Source organism: Steroidobacter flavus, assembly GCF_042651805.1.
GTDB classification, from domain to species: Bacteria; Pseudomonadota; Gammaproteobacteria; order Steroidobacterales; family Steroidobacteraceae; genus Steroidobacter; species Steroidobacter flavus.
In genome coordinates this window covers 2,053,440-2,079,448 of record NZ_JBHSDU010000003.1, presented here as the reverse complement: position 1 = coordinate 2,079,448, position 26,009 = coordinate 2,053,440, and the positions used below count along the sequence as shown (strand labels likewise).

Annotated in this window: 22 protein-coding genes; 10 read left to right on the top strand and 12 right to left on the bottom strand. The window is 61.8% G+C overall.

The window, feature by feature from the left end; translation table 11 throughout:
* The first annotated feature begins 2 nt into the window (after nt 1-2).
* On the top strand, nt 3-1,328 hold the full coding sequence (locus tag ACFPN2_RS14520; RefSeq protein WP_380597685.1) for a type II toxin-antitoxin system HipA family toxin: 1,326 nt from the start codon (nt 3-5) through the stop codon (nt 1,326-1,328).
* Nucleotides 1,329-1,376: 48 nt separating this feature from the next.
* Here ACFPN2_RS14520 and ACFPN2_RS14515 read toward each other — a convergent pair whose 3' ends face one another.
* The 5 genes from ACFPN2_RS14515 to ACFPN2_RS14495 form a co-directional block, all read right to left on the bottom strand.
* The gene (locus ACFPN2_RS14515) at nt 1,377-1,634 is read right to left on the bottom strand and encodes a hypothetical protein (RefSeq protein ID WP_380597684.1); all 258 of its coding nucleotides are present in this window, start codon (nt 1,632-1,634) and stop codon (nt 1,377-1,379) included.
* A gap of 108 nt (nt 1,635-1,742) precedes the next feature.
* A complete protein-coding gene (glmS, locus tag ACFPN2_RS14510) occupies nt 1,743-3,578 on the bottom strand; it encodes a glutamine--fructose-6-phosphate transaminase (isomerizing) (protein WP_380597682.1) in 1,836 nt (611 codons plus the stop codon).
* Nucleotides 3,579-3,702: 124 nt separating this feature from the next.
* Complete coding sequence (glmU, locus tag ACFPN2_RS14505) at nt 3,703-5,073, bottom strand: bifunctional UDP-N-acetylglucosamine diphosphorylase/glucosamine-1-phosphate N-acetyltransferase GlmU (protein WP_380597680.1); 1,371 nt, start codon at nt 5,071-5,073, stop codon at nt 3,703-3,705.
* A gap of 86 nt (nt 5,074-5,159) precedes the next feature.
* Nucleotides 5,160-8,486 (bottom strand): amidohydrolase family protein, encoded by a 3,327-nt coding sequence (locus tag ACFPN2_RS14500; RefSeq protein WP_380597678.1) that lies wholly within the window; start codon nt 8,484-8,486, stop codon nt 5,160-5,162.
* 101 nt (nt 8,487-8,587) lie between these two features.
* Complete coding sequence (locus ACFPN2_RS14495) at nt 8,588-10,831, bottom strand: TonB-dependent receptor (protein WP_380597676.1); 2,244 nt, start codon at nt 10,829-10,831, stop codon at nt 8,588-8,590.
* 278 nt (nt 10,832-11,109) lie between these two features.
* On the opposite strand from ACFPN2_RS14495, the gene ACFPN2_RS14490 reads away from it, so the two are divergent.
* Together ACFPN2_RS14490 and ACFPN2_RS14485 are read left to right on the top strand one after the other, a co-directional pair.
* Complete coding sequence (locus ACFPN2_RS14490) at nt 11,110-12,603, top strand: methyl-accepting chemotaxis protein (protein ID WP_380597674.1); 1,494 nt, start codon at nt 11,110-11,112, stop codon at nt 12,601-12,603.
* Between the two features lie 135 nt (nt 12,604-12,738).
* Nucleotides 12,739-13,704: a PleD family two-component system response regulator gene (locus ACFPN2_RS14485; protein WP_380597672.1), complete on the top strand. Its 966-nt coding sequence runs from the start codon at nt 12,739-12,741 to the stop codon at nt 13,702-13,704.
* 7 nt (nt 13,705-13,711) lie between these two features.
* Here ACFPN2_RS14485 and ACFPN2_RS14480 read toward each other — a convergent pair whose 3' ends face one another.
* On the bottom strand, nt 13,712-15,178 hold the full coding sequence (locus ACFPN2_RS14480; protein ID WP_380597670.1) for a protein adenylyltransferase SelO: 1,467 nt from the start codon (nt 15,176-15,178) through the stop codon (nt 13,712-13,714).
* A gap of 310 nt (nt 15,179-15,488) precedes the next feature.
* Here ACFPN2_RS14480 and ACFPN2_RS14475 point away from each other — a divergent pair, with 310 nt between their 5' ends.
* The 3 genes from ACFPN2_RS14475 to ACFPN2_RS14465 all read left to right on the top strand — a co-directional run bounded on the left by ACFPN2_RS14475 (nt 15,489) and on the right by ACFPN2_RS14465 (nt 17,292).
* Entirely contained in the window at nt 15,489-16,043 is a 555-nt protein-coding gene (locus ACFPN2_RS14475) for a cysteine hydrolase family protein (RefSeq protein WP_380600131.1), read from the top strand.
* Between the two features lie 63 nt (nt 16,044-16,106).
* A complete protein-coding gene (locus ACFPN2_RS14470; RefSeq protein ID WP_380600129.1) occupies nt 16,107-16,595 on the top strand; it encodes an NADAR family protein in 489 nt (162 codons plus the stop codon).
* Between the two features lie 76 nt (nt 16,596-16,671).
* Nucleotides 16,672-17,292, top strand: a complete 621-nt coding sequence (locus ACFPN2_RS14465) for a suppressor of fused domain protein (RefSeq protein ID WP_380597668.1) — start codon at nt 16,672-16,674, stop codon at nt 17,290-17,292.
* A gap of 90 nt (nt 17,293-17,382) precedes the next feature.
* On the opposite strand, the gene mddA is transcribed toward ACFPN2_RS14465, so the two are convergent.
* On the bottom strand, nt 17,383-18,147 hold the full coding sequence (gene mddA, locus ACFPN2_RS14460) for a methanethiol S-methyltransferase (protein ID WP_380597666.1): 765 nt from the start codon (nt 18,145-18,147) through the stop codon (nt 17,383-17,385).
* 22 nt (nt 18,148-18,169) lie between these two features.
* On the opposite strand from mddA, the gene ACFPN2_RS14455 reads away from it, so the two are divergent.
* The 4 genes from ACFPN2_RS14455 (at nt 18,170) to ACFPN2_RS14440 (ending at nt 21,124) form a co-directional block, all read left to right on the top strand.
* Complete coding sequence (locus ACFPN2_RS14455) at nt 18,170-19,369, top strand: alpha/beta fold hydrolase (protein WP_380597664.1); 1,200 nt, start codon at nt 18,170-18,172, stop codon at nt 19,367-19,369.
* Between the two features lie 168 nt (nt 19,370-19,537).
* The gene (locus tag ACFPN2_RS14450; RefSeq protein WP_380597662.1) at nt 19,538-19,864 is read left to right on the top strand and encodes a hypothetical protein; all 327 of its coding nucleotides are present in this window, start codon (nt 19,538-19,540) and stop codon (nt 19,862-19,864) included.
* A gap of 118 nt (nt 19,865-19,982) precedes the next feature.
* Nucleotides 19,983-20,408 (top strand): hypothetical protein, encoded by a 426-nt coding sequence (locus tag ACFPN2_RS14445; RefSeq protein ID WP_380597661.1) that lies wholly within the window; start codon nt 19,983-19,985, stop codon nt 20,406-20,408.
* A 2-nt stretch (nt 20,409-20,410) separates the two neighbouring features.
* Complete coding sequence (locus ACFPN2_RS14440) at nt 20,411-21,124, top strand: esterase/lipase family protein (protein ID WP_380597659.1); 714 nt, start codon at nt 20,411-20,413, stop codon at nt 21,122-21,124.
* On the opposite strand, the gene ACFPN2_RS14435 is transcribed toward ACFPN2_RS14440, so the two are convergent.
* The 5 genes from ACFPN2_RS14435 to atpA all read right to left on the bottom strand — a co-directional run bounded on the left by ACFPN2_RS14435 (nt 21,099) and on the right by atpA (nt 25,993).
* Nucleotides 21,099-21,548 (bottom strand): HD domain-containing protein, encoded by a 450-nt coding sequence (locus tag ACFPN2_RS14435; RefSeq protein WP_380597657.1) that lies wholly within the window; start codon nt 21,546-21,548, stop codon nt 21,099-21,101. The two genes, ACFPN2_RS14440 and ACFPN2_RS14435, sit on opposite strands and share 26 nt — an antisense overlap.
* 46 nt (nt 21,549-21,594) lie before the next feature.
* On the bottom strand, nt 21,595-22,014 hold the full coding sequence (locus ACFPN2_RS14430) for a F0F1 ATP synthase subunit epsilon (protein ID WP_380597655.1): 420 nt from the start codon (nt 22,012-22,014) through the stop codon (nt 21,595-21,597).
* A 72-nt stretch (nt 22,015-22,086) separates the two neighbouring features.
* A complete protein-coding gene (gene atpD, locus ACFPN2_RS14425) occupies nt 22,087-23,505 on the bottom strand; it encodes a F0F1 ATP synthase subunit beta (protein ID WP_380597653.1) in 1,419 nt (472 codons plus the stop codon).
* 45 nt (nt 23,506-23,550) lie between these two features.
* Entirely contained in the window at nt 23,551-24,414 is an 864-nt protein-coding gene (gene atpG, locus ACFPN2_RS14420; RefSeq protein WP_380597651.1) for a F0F1 ATP synthase subunit gamma, read from the bottom strand.
* A 37-nt stretch (nt 24,415-24,451) separates the two neighbouring features.
* On the bottom strand, nt 24,452-25,993 hold the full coding sequence (gene atpA, locus ACFPN2_RS14415; RefSeq protein ID WP_380597649.1) for a F0F1 ATP synthase subunit alpha: 1,542 nt from the start codon (nt 25,991-25,993) through the stop codon (nt 24,452-24,454).
* Between the last annotated feature and the right edge of the window lie 16 nt (nt 25,994-26,009).

The following is a 26,009-nucleotide window of genomic DNA, read 5'->3' as shown; positions in this document are numbered from 1 at the left end:
TCATGCCGCGGCCGTCTTCGCGGCGGGACCTCGGCGTCTGGATGAATGGAGAGCGCGTAGGAACATGGACGTCTCATCCGGGCCGCCCCGACGAATTTGTATACGCCGAGGAGTGGCTCGCGACCGAGGACGCTCGTCCTCTATCGCTATCGATGGTGCTACAACCCGAGCCGTTCAAAGGACCTCGGGTCGCCGCCTTCTTCGATAACCTGCTTCCCGACAATCAACGTATTCGTCAGCGACTGCAGCGGCGCTTCGAAACCGCCACCACCGGTGCTTTCGATCTGCTGATGGAGATCGGACGCGATTGCGTGGGCGCCATCCAGCTGTTACCGGAGGACAGCGCTCCTCCCAATGTTCGGACCATTACGGCGGAACCACTATCTCCGACTCAAGTCTCCCAGCAACTCTCGATGATGCTGCGTGCATTACCGGGCAGTCAGGCCGAAGACGATGACTTCAGAATCTCGCTGGCCGGCGCTCAGGAAAAAACAGCGCTGCTGCAACTCGAGGGAAAATGGATGCGTGCCGGGGGCACGACACCTACGACACACATTCTCAAACTCCCCCTGGGAACCGGCGGCGGCGGCATCGACCTCACGACCTCCGTCGAGAATGAATGGCTGTGCGCACAGATTCTGAAAGCCTACGGTGTGCCCGTCTCGCACTGCTGGATAGATCAGTTTGGCGAGTATCGCGTCCTCGTCGTGGAACGCTTCGATCGTCGCTTTTCCATGGACCGCTCGTGGATCATCCGTCTGCCGCAAGAGGACATGTGCCAGGCGACCGGCTTACCCGGCGATCGGAAATATGAAGTCGATGGCGGACCCGGCATACGAGTCATCATGGATCTATTGCTTGGCTCATCGAACGCGCAGAACGATCGCAAAGACTTTTTCAAAACACAGATACTGTTCTGGATGCTGTGTGCCATCGACGGCCATGCGAAAAACTTCAGCATCTTCCTCGAGCCCGCAGGCGCCTATCGTCTCACTCCGCGATACGACATTCTCTCAGCGTATCCCGTGCTCGGAACCTCCACCGGAAAGCTCTCGCCAAAGAAAGTGAAAATGGCGATGGCGGTAGACGGCAGGAATCGGCACTACCTTTGGGATTCGATTTTGTATCGACACTGGCAGGAGACCGCGCGCAAAACCGGCATGTCCAACGCTTTCGATACGTTGATTCAGGAGCTGGTCGATACAACTCCGCGCGTCATCGACACGGTCGCGGCGCTGATTCCCAAGGGGTTTCCAGATGCCGTTGCTACGCGCATCCTGGAGGGTTTGCGAAGTGCAAGCTCACGACTGAGCGCACGGACGCCCTGACGCCCGGACTCGCGCCGTTTAGATCCGGGCGCCGCAGTTCCTACAGAGTCAGCCGTTCGGCTGCTCCTTCATCTTCATCTGGTCCTGGCAATATTTCTTCAGCTGGTCCTTGGACATGGACGAATCCTTCTGATGTTCCTTCTTCATGCAGTCCTTCATCATCTGATCGTGCATGGCCTGCTGCTGGTGGGGAGTCGAGGCGGCGCTGGGCTCGGTGGAGCTGGGCGGGGGTTGGGTGGTTTGATCCATCGCGAAGGCGGTCGATGCGACGGACATCAATATCAGCAATGCGATTGGGCGGCTCATGGCGGTATCTCCGTGGCCTGTGGTTGGGACACAGTGGCACGAGACCCAGGGCCGTACAATCGGCCGCCTCCGAGGGATCGTGAGGCGGCGACTACTTGCGGTGCGGAACTATTCCACCGTCACCGACTTCGCCAGATTCCGGGGCTGATCCACGTCCGTGCCCTTGAGGATGGCGCAGTGATACGCCAGCAACTGCAGCGGCACGGTGTAAACAGCGGACGCCTGGAAGTGGCTGACGTGCTTGGGCATGGTGATGACGGTGACGCCTTCGGAGGGCTGGAAGCCGGAGTCCGGGTCGGCGAAGACATACAACTCGCCGCCACGCGCCCGCACTTCCTGCAGATTGGATTTCAGCTTTTCCAGCAGATCGTTGTTCGGAGCCACGGCGATCACCGGCATATCCGCGTCGACCAGTGCGAGCGGGCCATGCTTGAGCTCGCCGGCGGGATAGGCTTCGGCGTGGATGTATGAAATCTCTTTGAGCTTCAGCGCGCCTTCCATTGCGATCGGGTGCATCTGACCGCGACCGAGGAACAACGCGTGATGCTTGTCGGCAAAGCGTTCGGCGAGCTTCTTGATGGTCTCGTCGAGGTGCAGGGTCTTCTCGATCAGGCTCGGGATTTCGATCAGGCGTTGCACGAGGCCGCGCTCGCGCTCCGGATCGGTGCCGTGGAATTTGGCGAGCGCGATGACCAGCATGCCGAGCGCGCACAGCTGCGTCGTGAAGGCCTTGGTCGAAGCGACACCGATTTCCGGGCCGGCACGAGTCAGCAGCACCAGCTCGGACTCGCGCACCAGCGAGCTTTCCGGAACGTTACAAATCGACAAGGTCGAGAGATAGCCGGACTGCTTGGCCATGCGCAGCGCGGCCAGTGTGTCGGCGGTCTCGCCCGACTGCGAGATGGAAACAAACAACGTGTTCTTGGGCACGACCGGGCTGCGATAGCGATATTCGCTCGCAATCTCGACCCAGCAAGGCAGACGCGCGATCTGCTCGATGTAGTACTTGGCCACCGCGCCGGCGTGATAGCTCGTGCCGCACGCAACGATCTGCACGGCTTCGCAACGACGGAACACTTCGGTTGCGAGCGGGCCGAACGCGGCTTCGAGCAGCTTGCCGCCGGCGACACGCTCTTCCAGCGTCTGCGCGATAGCACGAGGCTGCTCGTGAATTTCCTTGAGCATGTAGTGCGCGAACTCGCCCTTCTCGGCCGCGTCGGCGGACAGCTGGCTTTCGCGCACTTCGCGCTGGGCATTGTTTCCTTCGTGATCGAGGATGCGCACGCCGGTGCGGCGGATCTCGGCGACATCGCCTTCATCGAGGAAGATGAACTTGCGCGTCACGGGCAGCAACGCCGCGACGTCGGAAGCGACGAAATGTTCGTTGTTGCCGACGCCGATCACGACCGGGCAACCGGCGCGAGCCAGGATCATGCTGTCCGGCGCATCTTCGGAAACGACGGCCAGCGCATAGGCGCCTTCCAATTCAGCAACCGTGGCGCGCACGGCGCGAAAAATGTCGCCGAGCTTCTGCTTGTGGAAGTGAATGCGGTGCGCGATCACTTCGGTGTCGGTCTCGGAGGTGAACTGATAGCCGAGTTTGGTCAGCTCCTCACGCAGCTCTTCGTGGTTCTCGATGATGCCGTTGTGAACGATGGCGATGCCGTCCCGCGAGATATGCGGGTGCGCGTTGCGCTCGGACGGCACGCCATGGGTCGCCCAACGGGTGTGCGCGATGCCCAGGTGGCCGTCGACCGGGGTCTCGGCAAGGGCGTCCTGGAGCTTACGAACTTTGCCGACAGTGCGGAGCCGGCGCAGGTGGCCGGTGCCGTTCAGAATGGCCAGACCGGCCGAGTCATACCCTCGATATTCCAGGCGCCGCAGGCCTTCGATGAGGATGGGAACGATGTTGCGATCCGCAATCGCACCGACGATGCCACACATGGGAATAGGGTCCGTTTTAGCCGCTGGTTTATAAAAAGAGAGTGTAGCCGACCGGGGTTCCCTGGGGCTGCGGAAAGTCTCACAGCTCGAGAGCCGGCCGGGAACCGACCTTAAGGCCGCTGGCCTATTCTTTCGCCTTTTTCTGGGGGCGCTTCCAGCCGTCGATGGTCACCTGGCGGGCGCGGGCCAGGGTGAGCTTGCCCTCGGGGGCGTCCTTGCTCAGGGTCGAGCCGGCGCCGGTGTTGGCGTTCGGGCCGATCTTGATCGGGGCGATCAGCATGGAGCCGGAGCCGACGAACGCGCCGTCGCCGATCTCGGTGCGGTGTTTATTCACGCCGTCATAATTCACGGTGACCGTGCCGGCGCCGACGTTGACATTGCTACCGACGCTGGCGTCGCCCAGGTAGGTCAGGTGATTGGCCTTGCTGCCCTGACCGATCTCGCTCTTTTTCACTTCGACAAAGTTGCCGATGTGCACGTCGCCGTGCAGGACGCTCTCCGGTCGCAGGCGGGCGAACGGACCGATGACATTGCGCGGCCCGACGACGGCGCGATCGATGACACAGTTCGGATGAATCTCCGTGTCGGCGTCGATGCGGCAATCCTTCAAATAGCAATTCGGTCCGATGCGCACGCGATCGCCGAGCTGGACGTCGCCGACGAGCACCGCGTTCACGTCGATGAAAACATCGCGGCCGACAGTGACTTTGCCGCGAATATCGATGCGCGCGGGATCGGCCAGCGTCACGCCATTGATCATCAATTCACGGGCCCGCTCGGCGCGCAGCGCGCCTTCGAGCTGGGCCAGCTGCACTTTGTCGTTCACACCGAGCACTTCCATTTCCGTCGGCGCGATCACCGCGTTGACCTTCATGCCGGCACGCACGGCCATCACGATGATATCGGTGAGGTAATACTCGCCCTGCGCGTTGTCGTTCTTCAGCTCGGCGAGCCACTTGCGCAAGGACGCCGCGGGCACGGCCATGAGACCGGTGTTGATCTCGTTGATGGCGCGCTCTTTGGTGTTCGCATCCTTCTGCTCGACGATGCGCACGACGTTGCCGGCGTTATCGCGAACGACGCGGCCATAACCAGTCGGATCGGCGAGCACGACGGTGAGCACGCCCATGGCCTTGGCATTGCATTGCTCGAGCAATGTTTGCAAGGTCGGCTGACGAACCAGTGGCACATCGCCGTACAGTATGAGGACATCGTGATCGTCCGGGATGGACGGCATCGCCTGCGCAACCGCATGGCCAGTACCGAGCTGTTCCGCCTGCAACACCCAACTGACGGGCTCGGCCGCCAGCGCCTTCTGCACCTGTTCGCCGCCGTGGCCATACACGATATGAATGGCATCAGCCTTCAGTTGTTTCGCGGTGTCCAGGACATGCGACAGGATGGGGCGGGCGGCCAGGGGCTGCAGGACCTTGGGCAGGTCCGATTTCATGCGTTTGCCCTGGCCGGCGGCCAGGATGACGATGGACAGGGGCATGGCGACTGAATGGGTTGCAGGCCGAAGCGGCCGGATCAGAGCCGCATTATCGGGAGTTGCAACGATGGCCGCCAGGGACTGATTCTCTACTCCTCGGCGGCCGGCGGGCCCTCCGTGGCGAACCAGGGCGCTTCCAGCGGGCGCGGCCGGGGCCACAGCTCATCCAGGGTGGCGGCCTCATATAACCGGCCGTTTTTCATGACCAGCGCGATATCTCGAGTCCGGCGGATATCCTGCCGCGGGTCGGTATTGAGCACGACCAGGTCCGCGAACTTGCCCGGCTCGAGGCTGCCGAATTCAGCGACCCGACCGATCGCCTGCGCGCCCCCGAGGGTGCCGGCGCGGAGCGCTTCGAGCGGCGTCATGCCGCCTTCCACATGCGCCTCCAGCTCCCAATGGAACCCCGGGCCTTGGATCTCACCATGCGAGCCGATCGCCGTGACGCCGCCGGCGCGCTGAATGCGAGCCACATCGCCGCCGATGCGGGGGTAAAGCATCGTGGACGGCTCGACCCATTCACGGGACAGCGCCTGCTGAGCCGCGATGTAGTACGGCCGGAATCGGCGGTACTTCGCATCCATGAAGGGCCGATCGCGAATGACGAAGTTGTCCTGCGCCCCCGGGCCGCCGTTTTTGATTTGTAACGTTGCGTCGTAACTCGTGCCACTGCGTGCCACGAATTGAATGACGTCGTTATAAAGCGGCGTCGGCAACGCGTGCTCGCTGCCGGAGTACCCATCCATGATTTGTGTCAGATCGAGCTTCAGCGACAGCGAGCCTTCGGTCGTCGGCATCACGACCACTTCTTTCGCGGCCTGGATCAGCCATTGGCGTTGCTGACGATTGCCGATCAGATATTGCTTCACGTTGCGGGTACGGTAGTGATCGCGGTACCGGGTCAGCAACGCACGCGCCTCATCGACCGAGGAGAGCCGATTGAACGAGAACATCGCGGTGCCGGTGCTCGGCACGCGCGAGCCCACCAGAATTCCGGCATCGCCCAGATCCTGATAAGCAAACATATCGATGCTGAGCGTCGAAGGATCGAACGCAGTCGTGACGCCATAAGCCAGGCGTGCGCGCAGGCCCCAGCTCTCCATCGCAATCACATCGCGGCGGATGTCGGCCACGTGATCGTGAACGTCGATGAATCCCGGCAAGATGGTCTTGCCGGTGACATCGCGAACATCGGTGTTCGCCGGAAATTTCAGCGAGCCGTTCGGGCCAACGGCAGCGATGCGCCCGTCGCGAACCCACACATCCGCATTCTCGATCACTTCCGAATCACGCATCGTGATCACACGCGCCCCACGTAGCACCAAGCTGCCACGAGGATCATCGCGCGGCACCTCGACGACGGCTTGAAACGAATCGACGCCTCGCTTGGGGACATCGGCGTTCCAGCTCGGGCTGTTGGCGGGATTGAGTTTGATATCGGCGAGCGCGCGTCGATAGAACGTCGAGCCCACCGACCAGGTGACGCTCTTGCCGTCGTGAGACCAGTCGATGAAATCCGCGCCGACGTCGGTGATACGACGATGTTCGCGACCAGGCTTCAACAAGTCGACCGTCTCGCCCGGCTTCGGCGCGGCGAGGATGTGAGCTTGTTGAGCAATGATCGCCAGCACCCACTTGCCGTCAGGGCTCAATCGGCTGTCATCCACCTGCGCAAGACTCTCGGCGAAGTACCAGTTGGGCCCCTGCACATCCACTGCGGGTTTGATCTCGCCGCTGGCGAGATCGATGCTGCTCAGGCCCGCGGCCTGTCTCACATACACCCGATTCGGGCTGGCCGAGAAATGCGGCTTGCCGCCGAACGTTCCGGTCGCAACGACCTTCTCGACGCCTCCTGCCACGGGCAGCGAGACCAGCGTGGCATCTCGAACGTGCTGACCGAATTCCATCGAGCTGCGCAAGCGCGCCTCGTTCTCCGATCTCACGACCAGCACCGAGTTGCCATCGGGCGTGAAGACCGGATGTGAGTAATAGCCCGCGACGGTGGTGAGTTGTCGCGGCGTCCCGCCGCTCGCGTCGACGGTCCACACCTGGCCGGCTTGTTTCGCAGTCCAGGTGATGAAGACGAGGTGCTTGCCATCGGGCGACCAGCTCGGATGAAACTCCGGCATCTCGGTGGACGTCAGGCGCTTCGGTTTCGCGCCGTGTCGGAGCGGCATGACGTACACATGTCCGAGCGACGAGAACGCCAGCTGCTGACCGTCGGGCGATTGCTCCGGCGTTTGTATCAGTCGCGCACGCACCGGGCCGGTTTCTTGTTTCACGGCGACGCGCGTCAACGGGCCCAGCTCGACATCCACGGTCGCAGTGAATGGAATCGCCGTGCCCGCGCCGCCATCGATCGGTCGTTTCTCCAGCTTGCCGTTGCGGCTGAGAATGACCGCGCGACCGTCGCGAGTGAACGCATAGCGCGGCACGAGGTCCTGCCAGCTCTGCGCATGAATCTGATCGTGCTCGATCGGGAAGGCCAGCCAGCGATCTTCGTTGGTTTCCAGATTGCGCAAGCGCAGACCGGTCTGACCTTCGAAGCGCGTGGCGTAGGCCAACAGCTTTCCGTCCGGAGAGAGTGCCGGTCGGAAATACGCGCCGGTTGCACGACCGCGCCCCGCCGCTGTCGGCACGAGGACCGTTTCGGTGCCGCTCTCGATCTCACGACGAACCAGCGACCAGTCGCTGACCTTGTGATCGTCCGAGGTCCCGTTGCGGCGAGCGAAGTAAATGTATTTTCCGTCCGGTGAGGCCGCGACGCCGAGTGAGCTCTGGCCTTTATCGCGCGGCTGGCCCGGCGCCTTGATCGGCACGATCAATGTTTCGGTGCCGTCCAGGTCATAGCGCCACAGCTGATAGCTGTCAGCGCTCCACAAGAAACGACTCACATAGATCGACTTGCCATCGGCACTCCATGCCGGTGATACGAGCACGCTATCGTCGCCGCCCAGACTGATCTGGCGAGCATCGGAGCCGTCCGGTCGCATGACCCAAACATTTTCTGCGCCCGAGCGGTCACTGACGAACGCGATCCACGCGCCATCGGGTGAATAAGTCGGTTGAGTGTCGAATGCCATGCCGCGCGAGATCGCGGTGGCTTTGCCGCCGGCGGCATCCAAGGTGTAAATGTCACCGAGCAGATCGAACACGATACGATTGCTGACCGGCGCCACATCGACGGACAACCACGTGCCTTCATCGGTATCGAATTTGATTTGCCGCGTCGACTTCAGCGGCAACGTTTGACCTGCTGGCTGTCGCGGGCGGACCAGATTGGATGCGGCGCCCGCTTCGGACACCATGCCCCGGGCGAGCATGGGAAACATCATTTCATCTTCATGCGCCGGCGCCGCGAGCGCCAGCAATGCCAGGCAGAAACCCAGGGCTGCAGCCTTCACAGGCTCTTTCATGCGCAACGTCCGCTAGCGAATAAACCGAGCCGTATTGTGGGCGCGCTCGCGCCGGGAGAGAAGCGGCCGCCGCCAGGCACGGCGGCCGCGGGGCATCGAAGTTAGAAGTCGAGCGACGCCGAGATCACGAACGTGCGCGGCGAGCTGAGCACCAGGTAGTTGGACCCGGCCGAGCCACCTACCGAGGCCCAGAAATTCTTGTCGGTGACGTTATCGACGCGGGCGCGGAACGTCAGCGTCTTGGTGGTATCCAGCATCCACTGGTAGCGCGCCCCCAGATCAAGACGAGTCCACGACGGGATGCTCAGCGTGTTCGCCGCATTCGCTTCCTGCGAACTGGTGTAGACGACGCGACCGTCGACGCTCAGGCCGGTCAGCTTCGGCACATCCCACTCGACCCCGGCATTCGCCTGAACTTCGGGCACGCCGATGACGGTGTTGCCTTCGTTCACGCCGAACTGAGTCTTGCGGTACTCGGTGTCGAGATAGGTCACGCCGCCGAGCACACGCACGCTGTCCGCCGCCTGGCCGTACACGCTGAACTCAATGCCTTGATTGAGCTGCTCACCATCATCGCGCACCACATTGCCGGCAAGAATCGCACTCGGCTGATTCACGCGGAACAGTGACAACGTGCCGCCGATCGTACCGCCATCGTATTTGGCGCCCACTTCGTACTGGGTCGATACGAACGGATCCAGCGCCTGGCCACCGTTGATGGGCGTCACCACACCGCTCGGCGTGCTGATGGTGGTCGACACCTGCGTTCCCTGCAGCAGGCCTTCGGCGTAGTTCGCGTACAGCGAGAATTGATCCGCGATCTTGAACACGACCGCACCGACCGGTGTCACGACATTCTTGTCATAGCCGCAAGTGGGCGTGCCGCCCGGCGGCGGCGTCGAGCAATTCTCGGCGCCGGTGTTGTAGTTGAAGGTGTGCTGCTCCATGACCTGGTAGCGCGCACCCAGCGTCACCAACAGGCGATCGTCGGCGAACGACAGCGTGTCGGCAGCCGCGATGCTCTTCGTCGTGATCTCAGTAGTCGTGCGCGGATTGGAGATCGTGCCGCCGAAGAACGTGCCGGCCGGGAGCGGGACCTGCACCGGATTGACCAGATCGGTGACGATGCTGGTGGTCGGCAGCGCCATGACATAGGCATTCTTCGAATCCAGATCGAAGTACGAGCCGGACACGCTGATGCGATGACCGACCGGACCGGTATCGAATTCGAAACGAATGCCGGTATCGCCCGTGAGCACCAGATCTTCGCGATAGTTCTCGAACAGGTACGTGGTGATGCGATTCGGCAAGGCGGCCGTCGGGCTGAACGTCGGGTTCGCGAGCGCGTTGTGCTCTTCGCTGTCGCGCAGACCCACGGCGGCCCAAACATCGATGTTGTCAGTGATGTCGAATTCGCCACGCGCTACGCCGAAGAAATCCTTCTCGCCGCTGTACGTCCAGTTCTGCGCATAGTTCTTCGACGCATCCGGCACGCGTGGAATGGCGGTGGTCGACGGCGTCACGCTCGGGCGAGGCGCATCGATGTTGTGATCCTGCCAGCCGAAGTCGGCCGAGAAGCGCGCCTTCTCGCCACGATAGTCCATGCCCAGCGAGAACATCGTGAGCTGACGCTCCTGATCTTCGACCGACATTTCACCGTCGCGACGCACGGCGTTGGCGCGAATACCGAAGCTGTCGTCGCCCCCGAAGCGGCGACCGAAATCGGCAGCGGCATAGCCCTGGCCGGCGTTCTCATAGCCCAAGGTCACGCGATTCAGATCCTGATCGGGGGCGCGCTTCGGCACGAGATTGAACGAGCCGCCGACGCCGCTGCCGTTCGGCGCGGCACCGTTGAGGAAGCTGTTGGCGCCCCGGAATACTTCGACGCGCTCCAGAAATTCAGCAGCGACATACTGACGCGGCAGCAAGCCATACAAGCCGTTGTAGCCCATGTCGTCGGAGTACACGGGGAAACCGCGGACGACATAGAGCTCCTGGAAGTTGCCGAAGCCACGAGCGACTCGCACGCCGGGATCGCTCTGCACGACGTCCGCGACGCTGCGCGCCTGCAGGTTGCGCATGAATTCGGCGGTAAAGTTGGTGCTGTTGAATGGCGTATCCATGACGTCGAGGTTGCCGAACAAACCGACGCGTCCGCCGCGCGCCACCTGGCCGCCGGCGTAATCGGGCGGCAGCGACACTTGCGAGCCCGTGACGATCACGTAATCCAGAATTTCATCGCCCGCCGACTTGGCCGGCTCGGCGGTCTGGGCGGAGACGGTTTGCGCAGCGATCAGGCAGGCAACAACGCTGCTCGTGAGCAGCAGGGAACGGCGGGCCGGCATGGGATTGACTCCTCTTGAGGGGAAGGCCAGGTCAGCGCGGGACCAGCCGCGCCATGCCGCAGAGTAGGTTTACTGTGAACTGGATCAAGTTATAAGGATATGAGTGCGGCAGCATGCACCGGCGTTGCGCAGTCATCCGGGCCCCTAGGCAGTGGCCTCAACGGTGAGTTCTGAGAAGCACGTCGTGATCGACTGGGGAAAACCCGCAGGTTTGACCCTCAACCTGGCTCGGGCCGGACCGACATAGGGATTAACATTTGTTGGTCTGCGTATCCGCGATGACAGCCGTCCCGCCCCGCTCCGCGATGCATGACACTCACGTCCGCGCCGACCGCCTGATGGTCGGCGTGCTCGCCGGTTTGTTGATCCTCACCTTCGCGCTGGCTTCCAAGTACGACACCTGGCACTGGGCATTCCTGGTCGGTGTGCCCGCCGCGCTGATCCCGGCCGCGTTCGCCTTTATCTATCCCGGCTCGGTGCTGACCCGCATGAGCGTGGCGATCTCGCTGATGGTGTTCGCCGCGCTGAATATTCATCAGGCCTATGGCTTGACCGAACTGCACTTCAGCATCTTCGTGCTGCTCGCGTTCCTGCTCTGCTATCGCGACTGGCGGCCCATCGTCATGGCGGCTGGCGTCGCGGCGGTCCATCACGTGTCGTTCTATTATTTTCAGGAGCTGGGCTACGGCGTGATGTGCTTCACCAAGCCGAGCTTCGGCATCGTGTTGACGCATGCGTCGTACGTGATTGCGGAGACTGTGGTCCTTTCCTACCTCGCGCATTTGTTACGCGCCGAAAGTCTGCAAGCGGCGGAACTGCAGCGGCTCGTGGAAGGCATGGATCGTCAGGGAACGATCGATCTGCGTGAGGCCGACGACGTGGCCGTCAGCACTGCTGGCCGTGCGTTGACCGACGTGATCACTCGTTTGCGCGACACCATCGCTGCACTGACCAATGGCACGCAGCTCGTCGCCACTGCCGCGCGTGAAAGCGCGAGCGACAGCGAAGAACTCGCCGATCGCAACCGAACTCAGATCGAAGCGTTGTCCGAAACGGGCAACGCCGTGCGACAGCTGGGCGACATCGTCGCTCGTAACGCGGAGCAGGCTCGCGAGGCGAATCGGCTGGTGGATTCGGCGGTCACAGTCGCAGCCAAAGGCGGCGATGTCGTGTCACGCGTCGTGACGACCATGGGCGAGATCAGCGGCTCGTCGCGCAAGATCGTGGACATCATCAGTGTCATCGACGAGATCGCCTTCCAAACCAACCTGCTCGCGTTGAACGCGGCGGTCGAAGCGGCGCGTGCCGGCGAACATGGCCGCGGCTTCGCTGTCGTGGCTTCGGAAGTGCGCAGTCTCGCTCAGCGCAGCGCCACCGCCGCGAAAGAGATCAAGCAGCTCATCGAAAACTCCGTCGACAACGTCAACGCCGGCAGCACGCTGGTCGACGAGGCTGGCGCGACGATGACCGAGCTGGTCGCGGGCGTGCGGGGCATCGCGAGCATCATGGACAAGCTGCAGGCTTCGTTCGCTCACGAAACGGGCGGGCTGCAACAGGTCGATCAGTCATTGCAGAAGATGGACGCAATGACCCAGAGCAACGGCGAGCTGGTGCGCTCCATGGCCGCCACCGCCGGCAACCTCAAGGAACGCGGCGAGGAGCTGAGCGCCGCCGTTGGCGTATTCGACGTGGGCAATCAACCGGTGCACGGACATGCAACAGCCTTCGAGACGGAACAAACATTTGAGCATCGCCCTTCGCTCGCGGCCTGAGCGTTGCGGCGAGCGCGATTTGTGCGCTACTTCGCACCCGGAGCGGGAGCCGTCTCACAGAAACGGCAAGCGAATTAACGCTCGGACGGCCCGGGGGAGTACCGTACCCTCATCTCACATAACAACGTCGTCAACATGAGCGCCTCGCCTGATTTTTCGCCGCCGCGCCGCGTCCTGATCGTGGATGCCGATGAAGGCATGCGCGAGTCGGCGTCCGCGCTGCTGAAGCTGCAAGGCTTCGAAGTCGCGGCTGCTGCCGACGGCGTCGAAGCGCTCACGATGTTTGCTCGCGAGTGGTTCCCCGTCGTGGTCACCGACAGCGCGGTGCCGGCGGTCGACGGAATCGAATTCGTGGCTCGCCTGCGCATTCTGTCGCTGGCACCTGTCTACATCATCATGCTCACCGACGTCGCCGACGTCCGGTTTCAAGAGCAGGGCTATTGCATGGGCGTGGATCAGTATCTGATGCGCCAGAACTCGCTCAGCGAGCTGGTCGGTCGGGTGCAAGCGGGCGTGACCGCGATTCGCCGTCGCCAGTCTTCAAAGACGGGCCGCGCGCATGAGCCTGCTACGGTCGATCTGGAGAATGGCGCGCACACTGCACGTCATCTGGTGGGCCGGTTGCGTGCGGAGATCGTCCAGGCGGGACGCTCCAAGAAAACATTGCAGTTGCTGAGCATCGGCCTCGACGCGGCCGACGCCGCCGCGTTCCATCAACACAGCACGACCGGAACGGTTTCGGACACGCTGCTCGCCGCTTCACACGATGCCATGCGGCCAAAGCTCGATTGGGTCGTGCGCCTGCCCGCTCCTGCGAATACCTGTCGCCTCGTGGTCGTCATGCCCGAGAGCGGACCGAACGAAGTCAGCGCGATGGAACAAACGATTCGTAATGCGTTCGTCCATTGGGGCCTGAGCTCGGCCGCCAGCGGCATTCGCCTCAACCTTGGTCTGGCATCCTTTGCCGGCGACGAAGACGCCCCCGCGGCTCTCGAACTCCTTGGCCAGGCTGAGCGCAGCCGTCGGAGCAACGATGCGATGTCGAAGTCGGCCGCCGCTCGCTCGAGCTCGGAATCGGTTCCGGCGCAAGACGCGGCCTGACCGCGTCTCAAGTCCCGCAGAAGGTTTTGTATTTCTCGTCTGACGCTGGCGCCGGCTGAGTGTACTCGGCGGCGTCCGGCTGCCGATCGTACGGGCGCTGGATAATTGCCAGCAATCGATTGAACGGTTGCATGTCGCCCGCCGTTGCCGCTTGTAACGCTGCCTCGACGCGATGGTTGCGAGGAACGAATTCTGGGTTGGCGAGGCGCATTGTTTCCGCGCGCTCCGCTGGGGACTGCGGATCTAGAACCAATCGTGCGCGCCAGGCTTGGAGCCAGCCATCTACATCGGCGGACGTCGCGAACAATTCGTGGAGGGCGGCGTCTGCGCTCTGGGTTTCAGCGGCTCTCGAGAGTGCGCTGAAGGTCAGGGTGAAATCGGCCTGGGCCTTTTGCATGGCTGCCAGGAGCAGCGATATCAGATCGGCGTCGCCGTCTTCTGCGGACACGAGCCCGATCTTCCTTCGCATGTGAGCGAGGAATGCCGTTTCGAACTGTTCCACGAAGCCTTCGATGACTCCGGTCGCCAGCTCGACGGACTTCGCTTCGTCGGTGTCGATCAGCGGAAGTAATGTTTCGGCCAGTCGCGCCAGATTCCATTGCGCGATGCCGGGCTGGTTCGTATAGGAATATCGACCGCCGAGGTCGATGGAGCTGAAGACGGTTTGTGGATCGTATCGATCCATGAAGGCGCACGGGCCATAGTCAATGGTTTCGCCTGACAGCGCCATGTTGTCTGTGTTCATGACACCATGAATGAAACCCACACGCATCCAATCGGCGATCAGCGCTGCTTGGCGCGCGGTGATGGCTTTGAGGACCGCCAGTGCGGGTACGTCGGCGTTTCGCGCCTCTGGATAGTGACGATTGATCACATAGTCCAACAGTTCTTTCAGAGCTTCCTGATCCCCGCGCGCGGCGAAGTATTGAAACGTTCCGACTCGGAGGTGGCTGGCGGCGACGCGCGTTAGCACTGCGCCGGGCAATATTTCTGTTCGATACACCTGCTCACCCGTCGTCACGACGGCGAGCGATCGCGTGGTGGGAATTCGTAAGGCGTGCATTGCCTCGCTGATCAAATACTCTCGAAGCATCGGCCCGATCGCCGCCCGACCATCGCCGCCGCGCGAGAACGGCGTGCGCCCTGAGCCTTTCAGTTGAACGTCGCGAAGAATGCCGCGGTTGTCGCGAATCTCCCCGAGAAGAATGGCTCGCCCGTCCCCCAGCTGGGGCACGAACCCTCCGAACTGATGGCCGGCGTACGCCATTGCAATCGGCGTCGAATCCTCCGCCAGCTCGTTGCCGGAGAACAATGCCGCGACCTGGCGATCGTCCATGTTGGGGTCGAATCGCAGCTCAGCGGCCAGCTCACGATTGAATATCACCGTCTCCGGCGCCGTAACCTTCGCCGGCTCAACGCGTGCGTAAAATCGAGGCGGGAGTGTGGCGTAGGTGTGTTCGAAGCCGAGTTTCATGGGCGCATCCTAGCTCGTAGGGTGTGCCTCCCGGTAGACGAGTAAGGCTTCTCGCAGCGTCGCTGCCATATCATCGGTATCACGATGAAATACAAAGTCACTCGAATGTCGGGAAATCAGTACGGTATATCGATTCGTCAGTCGCTGCCCATCCCATTTGAGAAGCACGACCGCACCTTCCGCCTGGACAGTCTCAACGTGGGGAAGCAGCTCATCGATCATGGACTTGTTCCTTGGGGAGGTAAAAGATGATCTACACTCTTTGTGCCAGTCTCAAGAGTCCAATCTCGACGCTCGCGGCCACCAGTCCATGAATACGACGCTACCAACGCTCCTCATCATCGACATGCAGAAAGGCATGGCGAGTCCGGCGGCGGGGCCGCGTAACAATCCGAATGCCGAGCGGAATATTGCGAGTTTGCTGAATGCCTGGCGCAAGGCGGGCGGGACGGTGGTGTTTGTTCGGCATATTTCCAGAAGCGTGGGCTCGCCGTTCTGGCCGGGGCAGGCGGGCGTGGAGTTTCAGGAGCAGTTGGCGCCGCTGCCGAGCGAGCATGTCGTGGAGAAGAATGTGCCGGATGCGCTCATCAACACCGGACTTGAGCGATGGCTTCGCGTGCGAGGGATTAGCCAGCTGGTGATCGTTGGCGTGAGCACGAACAATTCGGTTGAGGCGACAGCGCGAACCGCGGGCAATCTTGGGTTTCAAACGCAGGTGGTGGCTGATGCGACCTTTGCGTTCGATAAGATCGACTATCACGGGACGAAGCGAACCGCGGACGAGGTGCACGCGATGGCGCTCGCCAACCTCGACGGCGAATACGCGACGGTCACCACCACCGATCGCTTACTTGCGGAAGCATAGATCGTGGCCAGCGATACGCAGCACGTCGAAAACCTGCGGTCCCGTTTCAGCGCGGGCGAGGAAATGAAGTTTCTTTTCTTCTGGGGCCACAAGACCAGCAAGAAGGAAGTGACGGCCACCTGCTTCAGCCAATGGTACGAAGCTGCATTCACCGTCGACGGCCAGCGCTATCCGACGGCAGAGCATTTCATGATGGCGGAGAAAGCCGCCCTCTTCGGCGATCAGGCAACCAGAGCAAAGGTACTCCGCGCGTCGAATCCCGGCGCCGCCAAGGCGCTTGGCCGGCAAGTGCGAGGCTTCGATGAAACCGTGTGGATGGAGAAACGGTTCGACATCGTCGTGCGTGCCAACGAAGCGAAGTTCTCGCAGAATCTCGAGCTGCGGCAGTTTCTAAAGAACACCGGTTCTCGCGTCCTGGTCGAAGCCAGTCCAGTCGACAGGATCTGGGGCATCGGCCTGGCCCAGGACGACGAGCGGGCAAAGAACCCGAACTCGTGGCTCGGCCTCAATCTGCTGGGCTTCGCGCTCATGCGAGTACGCGACGGCCTCTGACTGAATCGGCGTTCATTCGCGTTACACTTCGCCCCAAGAACAAACGCCGATAACGGCGCGAGCGGGCGCACTGCTGATGAACACCGTGACTTCTCGGGACATGGACGAGCACCAGTACTGGTGGAATGCGCGCTTGCGTGCACTCGAGAGAATGTATGGCAAGGCGGACAGCGCCGTCGGCCACTCGCCCGTGCCGTTTTCTTTCGGTGCCGACGAGGGGGGCGCGGCTGACGTCCTGTACTTTCGCAATCATGCGCCCGGCGTCCTCAGCGTCACGGCGGAATTGATCGGCACCGACGGCCAGGCCCGGTCGAGCCTGGGCAACTATGAGTTGGCGATCTGCCATCGAAGCGCCGAAACCTGGGGATCGAATCTGATCAGTCGCCTCGCGTATCACACGCTCGAAACGCCGCTCGAGCCGGGCGAGACGATGGACATCGGTCCCATCGCACCGGACGGCTCGGGCATTGCGGCCCTACTATTCGAAGAATACGGTCGGTTCGAGATCGAGGGCCGGAAAGCAGGCGTCCTGCTCTGCATTGGAATCACGGAAGAGGAATTGAAGTGGTGCCTGCGCGGCCAGTCGGCGGAGATCGTGCAGCACCTGAAGGCGAGATCGATTTTTCCCTTCACCGATTTCGGCCGTCAGTCGGTGGTAGCGAAGAAGAAGTCGTGGGATCGCTGGTGGTCGTGGTGACCCGCCGTTGATCGCCAAGACCTGGATCGCCGATCGCCTCGATCCAGGCTCGTGCGAATGACGCTTCGTGCGCCTGCATCTCATGGGAACTCACGAGTGTCTGACGCTGCCCGCGAGACCGGCCGCCCGGCGCCCCTTGGTGAACGGAATGAGCGCCGGCACTTTGCGTCGATAGCTCTCGTATTCGGGGAAGGCACGCGTGAGATCGCGCTCTTCGAACTGAATCGCGATCAAGATGTATGCGGTCGTCATCACAGCAAACAACAAATGAGCCGCCGTCATCGTCGGCGTGCACCAGAACGTGAGCAACCAGCCCACATACAGCGGATGACGCACGACCTTATAGAGACTGGGCGTGCGAAACGCGATCTCCGTGTACGGACGGCCGCGAAAATACAGCCAGGACTGACGCAATCCGAACAGATCGAAATGGTTGATTAGAAACGTCGAGAGCAACAGCAGAATCCAGCCGGCTGCAAACCCGGCATACAGCACGGTCTGACCGAGCGGGCTGTTGACCTGCCAGATCACGGCCCCAATGGGCTGCCACAGCCAGAACAACAGAATCAGGGCCAGGCTGGAGAACAGCACATAGGTACTTCGTTCAGCTGCGGCGGGCACGAATTGCGTCCACCATCGCTTGAACGCCGGACGCGCCATGATGCTGTGTTGAAGCGCGAAGACGGCGAGCAATGCGATGTTTATGGCGATGGCTCGGCCGACGCCGGTCGCAGGCACCGCGTCGATCGGATTGCCGATGGCGAAATTGCCCAGGAAGGCAACTGCATACAGGAACGTTGCGAAGAACACGGCGTAACACACCACGCCGTACAGCAGAACCAGGGTCCGTTTCATAAGACCTCCGAGGGTTGTTTCGATGGCGGGTAGCATCGGCCGGCCGGTCGCCGCGAAACAGATGAAGGATGTCCCGATCACGGGCATGATCCGATCAGCGGCGGGGACATTTGTCCCGGCCGGCAAGAAGGCGCGTATGGGGCAACACACGATTCGTCAGTCCATCCGCTACGTGACGTCCAGTGACGGCGCTCGTCTCGCATGGGCCTCGACCGGTAGCGGCGCGCCCCTGGTCAAGGCGGCGAACTGGCTCACCCACCTCCAATACGATCTGGAAAGTCCCGTCTGGCGTCACTGGATTGAGTTCTTCGCCGAGCACTTCCGGTTCATCCGCTACGACGAGCGCGGCTGCGGCATGTCGCAGTGGGAAGTGCCGGAGGTGTCGCTGCCGCGTTGGATCGACGATCTCGAAGCGGTCATCGATGGCGCCCAATGCGAGGAGCCGATGACGTTACTTGGGATTTCCCAAGGCGCGTCCGCTTGTATCGCGTATGCCGTCCGGCATCCGGAGCGCGTATCTCATCTGATTCTGTATGGCGGTTACGCGACTGGGTGGGCGAAGCGGGGCGATCCGGAGGGCTTGCGGCGCTTTCAAGCGATTGTTGAATTGATCCGCCTCGGCTGGGGCACGGACACCGTCGCCTTTCGTCAGGTGTTTACTGCGCGCTTCGCCCCGGGCGCCAGTGTGGAGCAGCTGGATTGGTTCAACGAGCTTTGCCGTCGGACGACCACACCTGACATCGCCGCGCATTTGATGCTGGCCCGTTCGGAAGTCGACGTTCGCGAGTTACTGCCGCAATTGCAGGTGCCGACGCTGGTCATTCATCCGGTCGAGGATCAGGTCACGCCGATGAGCGCCAGCCGCGAACTGGCGGCTGAAATCCCCAATGCGGAATTCGTGCAGCTTGAATCGCGCAACCATGTGTTGCTCGAGCACGAGCCGGCCTGGACGGCATTCAAACAAACCGTGCTGGAATTCACCGGGCGCGGCGGCAATGGCCGGCCCTTGGAAAATAACGGCGATCGTTTCGGCGAGCTCTCGCCTCGGGAACGCGACGTGCTAGGCGGTCTGGCGGCCGGCCAGAGCAACGCACAGATCGCGACTCATCTGCATCTCAGCGAGAAGACCATTCGAAACATCGTGTCGCGGATTTTCGAGAAGCTCGACGTTGAATCGCGCACGCAGGCGGCGGTGCTGGCGCGGGATCACGGCTTCAAGTAGCGCAGCTGACATATTCCTAGAATAATCCCGGCGTATAGCTCAAATACGGCACCCGGCGAGACGCTCGCCGGTATAGTCGGCGCATAACAAGATTCAGCGGTGTGTTTGACTCGATGCATCCGGTCGCGGCGAAACCGCGGTCCGGCGGCGGGGATCGATTTGAACTCAATGATGACCAGCGCCTCGGAGATGGCGCCGCGACTCGCTGCTGCGGAGGTGTTCTTTCTGATTCTCTGGCAAGCCCGCTTCTGGATGCTGGCGCGCCAGGGTTTCAGCGGCAACCCCTTCGATCACGGGCCGTGGTGGAGCGTCGTCTTTTTTCGAATCTGGGCCGCCTGGCACGTGCCGGTCCTGCTACTGCAAACCGGCGTGTCCGCCTTGTTTCGAAAGCCAAGTTTCACGATACGAGCGCCGATGCTCGTGGCGTCGGTTTTGCTTCACGCTGTTAATTTTGTTTTGATCGTGTTGGTGGCTGCGCTTTTTGCGAGCCGCTAGCTGTCTGCATCCGGGTTGGATACTTACACCAAGCAGTGACCGGGATGAAGCCTGCGAACTGAGCGAAAGCTTACGTAACATGGACTCGTCACCTTTGCCGTCGTAGCATCCAGGCTGCATGGACCTTCGTCGTCATCGCTGGGCGCTGCGTGCCGCTGTAATGTTTTTTGTCGGCGTGATACCGGCGATCCTGCTGTTTCTTCTGTTGACTCTCGTGGCCATGCCGCTCTCGAGCTTCTTTGCGGAGCTGGTTATTTGGTTCGCGGTGGTGGCAGCGCTGGCGCTGCTGGGGGTCGTCGGGCTGTGGGGAGCGGCGTTTCGAAATGAGCAGGAACGTGCTCTGCCCAACGCCATCGTCATTCCGCTCATTCTGTGCGGCTTGCTGGTCGCCCTGCCCTATCTGTACGGATCCGCCTTGGATGCACTCGAGGATGGCGGCTTTTTCCTGGCCCTGACGGTGCTGCTGCTCGGCCCCGTCGCGTGCGCTGTTTATTTTCTAGTCGAGCAGCTGGTTCTGACGGTGCGCCGGCGAGCGTGCATTTGAAAATGAGAAAGCTCGCCGCCCTGCTGGTCGCTCTCTTCGCCGTCCTGCCTCGAGCCGAAGCCGCCTCGGTCGTGCTGCTGCATGGGTTGGCTCGATCATCCGACTCGATGGCGAAGATGAATCGGGCGCTCGGGGCGGCGGGATATCACGTGTGCAACGTTTCCTATCCGTCGCGCGAACATCCCATCGAAGTGCTCACCAGGGATTTTGTATTGCCCGCGGTTCGAGCATGCCTGACAAACCCAACGGACGAAGTTCACTTTGTAACTCACTCGCTGGGCGGCATCGTCGTGCGACAGCTCGCGAAGTCGGCGCCGGAGCTGAAGTTCGGGCGCGTGGTCATGTTGAGTCCGCCCAATCATGGCAGTGAGGTCGTGGACAAGCTGGGCGAGCTGGCGTTGTTCAAGTTCATCAACGGGCCGGCGGGGCTGGAGCTCGGCACCGGCCAGGCGTCGGTACCGCAAAGCCTGGGCGCGCCGCCGTTTCAGGTCGGCATCATCACCGGCGATCGCACCATCAATCTGATCCTGTCGCTACTGATCCCCGGGCCCGACGACGGCAAGGTGTCGATCGAAAGCGCGAAGCTGACCGGGATGGCGGGGTTTTGTGTGGTGCCGGCCAGTCATCCCTTCATCATGAAAAACCGGCTCGCGATCGAGCAAACATTGGCCTTTCTGGCGACAGGCGCGTTCACGTGCCCGGCGGAGCCGACGTAGGCAGCGAGGCGAGCAGAATCTCGCGGACTCGTTTGTATTCTTCCAAACGATCGTAATCTTTCTGCGTGGGATTGCTGATTCGCGAGAGGTCCATGTTCTCGGCGTTGTCAGCAAGCTTCACTACGCGAGCGATGGGATTGGCAGCGGCGCGCTGGGCCGCATCTATTCTCGTCTCGCCAGGGCGCTTGGTGAGTGCGTCGACGGCATCCACTACATCCTTGCTAAATCCCTCGGCGGCGAGCTGATCGAGCGTAACGGGAGTGTCCTCGACGACATCGTGCAGGATGGCCGCGATTCGTTCGTTCGCCCCATTTACTCGGAGCATCACGCGTATCGGATGAAGGATGTAGGGCTGGCCCGCCTTATCGAACTGTCCGGCGTGACCTTCAGCGGCGAGAGCAATTGCACGCTCGAGAGTGGACATGTCGTTACCCGCCCCTGCTCATTGAGAGGCGGGCCGCAGCATCAACTTACTGCTTGATCTTCCGCAGCTTCTCGATGGCCTTGATCTGAGCGACGGCCTGAGCGAGCTCGATCTGTGCCTTGGCGACGTCGATTTTGTCGCCACGATCTTTCAATGCTTCTTCGGCGCGCTGCTTGGCTTGCAGAGCGGCGGCTTCGTCGATGTCTTTGGCGCGCAGAGCGGTGTCGGCGAGCACGGTGACGAGGTGGGGCTGGATTTCGATGGCGCCACCGCCGACGAAGAAGAACTGTTCTTCACCGCCCGGCATTTGCACGCGCACTTCGCCCGGCTTGAGCGTCGTCAGCAACGGGGCGTGACGAGGCGCGATACCGATCTCGCCCATGGCGGCCGGTGCGAAAACCATAGCGGCTTCGCCCGAGAAGATCTGGCCTTCGGCGCTGACGATATCGACGTGAATTGTGGCCATGTCCGCTTCCGAATCAGTTGCTTTGGATCGCAAGCGCCGCCGAGAAGGCGGCGCCCGCAAACCGAATGTTTCTTACTGCAGGGTCTTCGCCTTGGCGACGGCTTCCTCGATGGCGCCGACCATGTAGAACGCCTGCTCGGGCAGGTTGTCGTACTCGCCGTCGAGAATGCCCTTGAAGCCGCGGATGGTGTCCTTGAGCGGGACGATCTTGCCGTCCTGACCGGTGAACACTTTGGCGACGTTGAACGGCTGCGACAGGAAGCGCTGGATCTTACGAGCGCGGGTCACGGTGCGCTTGTCCTCTTCCGACAGCTCGTCCATGCCCAGGATCGCGATGATGTCCTGCAGTTCCTTATAACGCTGCAACACCGCCTGCACGCCGCGGGCGACGTTGTAGTGCTCTTCGCCGATGACCAGCGGATCGAGCTGACGGCTGGTGGAGTCCAGCGGATCCACGGCCGGGTAGATACCCAGCGACGCGATCTGACGGGACAACACGACGGTCGCGTCCAGGTGCGCGAACGTGGTGGCCGGCGACGGGTCGGTCAAGTCGTCGGCAGGCACGTACACGGCCTGAATCGACGTGATCGAGCCGGTCTTCGTGGAAGTGATGCGCTCCTGGAGCACGCCCATTTCCTCGGCCAGCGTCGGCTGGTAACCCACGGCCGAAGGCATACGGCCGAGCAGCGCGGACACTTCGGTGCCGGCCAGCGTGTAACGGTAGATGTTGTCGACGAACAGCAGCACGTCGCGGCCCTTGCCGGCTTCGTTCTTTTCGTCGCGGAAATATTCGGCCATGGTCAGGCCGGTCAGCGCGACGCGCAGGCGGTTGCCCGGCGGCTCGTTCATCTGACCGTACACCATCGCCACTTTCGAATTCGACAGGTCGTTGGTGTCGATGACGCCCGACTCGATCATCTCGTGATAGAAGTCGTTACCTTCGCGAGTACGCTCGCCGACGCCCGCGAACACGGACAGACCCGAGTGCTGTTTGGCGATGTTATTGATCAGCTCGAGCATGTTGACGGTCTTGCCCACGCCGGCGCCGCCGAACAGACCGACTTTACCGCCCTTGGCGAACGGAATGAGCAGGTCGATGACTTTGATGCCCGTGACCAGCAGGTCCTGACCGCCCGACTGTTCGTCGTACGACGGCGCGGCGCGGTGAATCGGCATCAATTCCTTGGTCTGCACCGGGCCCTGTTCGTCTTGCGGGGTGCCCAACACGTCCATGATGCGACCGAGCGTGCCCTTGCCGACCGGCACGGAGATGGGCGCGCCCGTGGCGTTAACCTTCAAGCCGCGCTTCAGACCTTCCGACACGCCCATGGCGATGGTGCGCACGACGCCGTCGCCGAGCTGCTGCTGAACTTCGAGCGTCAGATCGACGTCGGCGAGCTTCAGCGCTTCATACACCTTCGGGATCTGGTCGCGCGGGAATTCCACGTCGATGACCGCACCGATGATCTGGACAATTTTGCCGCTTGCCATGTTTGGTTCCTCAAAAATTCTTTAGAGCTCGTCGTAGCCGTCTGGTTAGACGGCGGCCGCGCCGCCGACGATTTCGCTGATCTCTTTGGTGATCGCCGCCTGGCGAGCCTTGTTGTAGATCAGCTGCAATTCCTCGATGAGCTTGCCGGCGTTGTCGGTCGCGCTCTTCATCGCGACCATGCGCGCGGCCATCTCGGAAGCGACGTTTTCCACCGCGCCCTGATAGACCTGCGATTCGATGTAGCGCATCAACACGCCTTCGAGCAGCTCGCTCGCGGACGGCTCGTAGATGTAATCCCACAGCTTCTGCAGCTTGTCTTCGTCTTCGGTGACGACCGGCAGCAGCTGGCGCACGACGGGCTTCTGGCTCATCGTGTTGACGAATTCGTTGTTGACCAGGAACAGGCGGTCGAGCTTGCCTTCCTTGTACTGATCCAACATCACTTTCACAGTGCCGATCAGGTCGGCGACGTGCGGACGATCGCCCAGGTGCGTCACCGTCGCGAGCGTCTCGACACCCCCCAGGCGGCGGAAGAACTGCACGCCCTTCGAACCGATCAGGCACACCGAGACTTTCTTGCCCTGCTTCTGCCAGTCGCGAATCGCGGCCAGCGTGGCCTTGAACAGGTTGACGTTCAGGCCGCCGCACAGACCGCGATCGGTGGTGATGATGATGAAGCCGACGCTATTCACGTCGCGCTCGATCATGAACGGATGTTTGTAATCCGGATTCGCCAGGCGCAAGTGACCGATCACCGTGCGGATCTTTTCCGCGTACGGACGCGTCGCGCGCATGCGTTCCTGCGCCTTACGCATCTTGCTCGCGGCCACCATTTCCATGGCCTTGGTGATCTTTTGCGTGCTCTTGAAGCTCGCAATCTTGACCCGGATCTCTTTTACGCCTGGCATTTATTTCTCACTGCGTAGCAATCAGTAAGTGCTCGGCTCAGTAAGTGCCAGACTGGGCGAACTCAGAGCAGATCTTCTTCAACGCGGCTTCGTTCTCGGGCGACAACACCGGATTGGAGTTGATGCCGTCGATGGCCGCCTTGTAGTTGGTCTTGGCAAACGCCTGCAGACCCGCTTCGAACGCGCCGATCTTCTTCAGCTCGACCTTGTCCATGAAGCCGTTGTTCACGGCGTAGATGGACAGCGCCATTTCGGCGACCGACATCGGCGCGTACTGCTTCTGTTTCATCAGCTCGGTGACGCGCTGACCGCGTTCCAGCGAGCGGCGGGTCGACTCGTCGAGGTCGGAGGCGAACTGCGAGAACGCCGCCAGCTCGCGATACTGCGCAAGGGCCAGACGAATACCGCCGCCCAGCTTGGAGATGATCTTGGTCTGCGCGGCGCCACCGACGCGCGACACGGACACACCCGCGTTCATGGCGGGACGAATGCCGGCGTTGAACAAGTCGCCTTCCAGGAAGATCTGGCCATCGGTGATCGAAATCACGTTGGTCGGCACGAACGCCGTCACGTCACCGGCCTGGGTTTCGATGACGGGCAGACCCGTCAGCGAGCCGGTCTTGCCTTTCACGCGGCCGTTGGTCGCCTTCTCCACGTACTCTTCGTTGACGCGGGCGGAACGCTCGAGCAGACGCGAGTGCAGGTAGAACACGTCGCCAGGATACGCTTCGCGGCCCGGCGGACGACGCAGCAGCAGGGAGATCTGGCGATAGGCCCAGGCCTGCTTGGTCAAGTCGTCATAAATGATCAGCGCGTCTTCGCCCTGGTCCATAAAGTACTCGCCCATGGCGCAACCGGAGTATGGCGCGAGGTACTGCATCGAGGCAGGCGTCGAAGCGGAAGCGGCCACGATGATCGTGTGCTTCATCGCGTCGTGTTCTTCCAGCTTGCGCACCACGTTCGCGATCGAGCTCTGCTTCTGGCCGATGGCGACGTAGATACACTTAATGCCGGAGTTCTTTTGGTTGATGATCGTGTCGATCGCCAACGCGGTCTTGCCGGTCTGACGGTCGCCGATGATCAGTTCGCGCTGACCGCGACCGACCGGCACCATCGAGTCGATGGCCTTGTAACCGGTCTGCACCGGCTGGCTGACGGACTTACGGAAGAACACGCCCGGCGCGACGCGCTCGATCGGAGCGTTGCGCACAGCCTGGATCGGGCCCTTGCCGTCGATCGGGTTACCGAGGGCGTCGACGACGCGACCCAGCAAGCCTTCGCCGACCGGCACTTCGAGAATGCGGCCGGTGGTCTTCACCGTGTCGCCTTCGACGATGTGCTTGTACTCGCCCAGCACCACGGCGCCGACCGAGTCCTGCTCCAGGTTCAGCGCGAGGCCGAAGCTGCCGCCGGGGAATTCCAACATTTCGCCGTACTTCACGTCGGCGAGGCCGTGCACGCGCACGATACCGTCGGTCACGGTCACGACCGTGCCGATGTTCGCTTCTTCGGTGGCGCTCGAGAACTTCTCGATGCGTGACTTGATCAGATCGCTGATTTCAGATGCCTTGATGGCCATGCTCAATCCTCGGTCA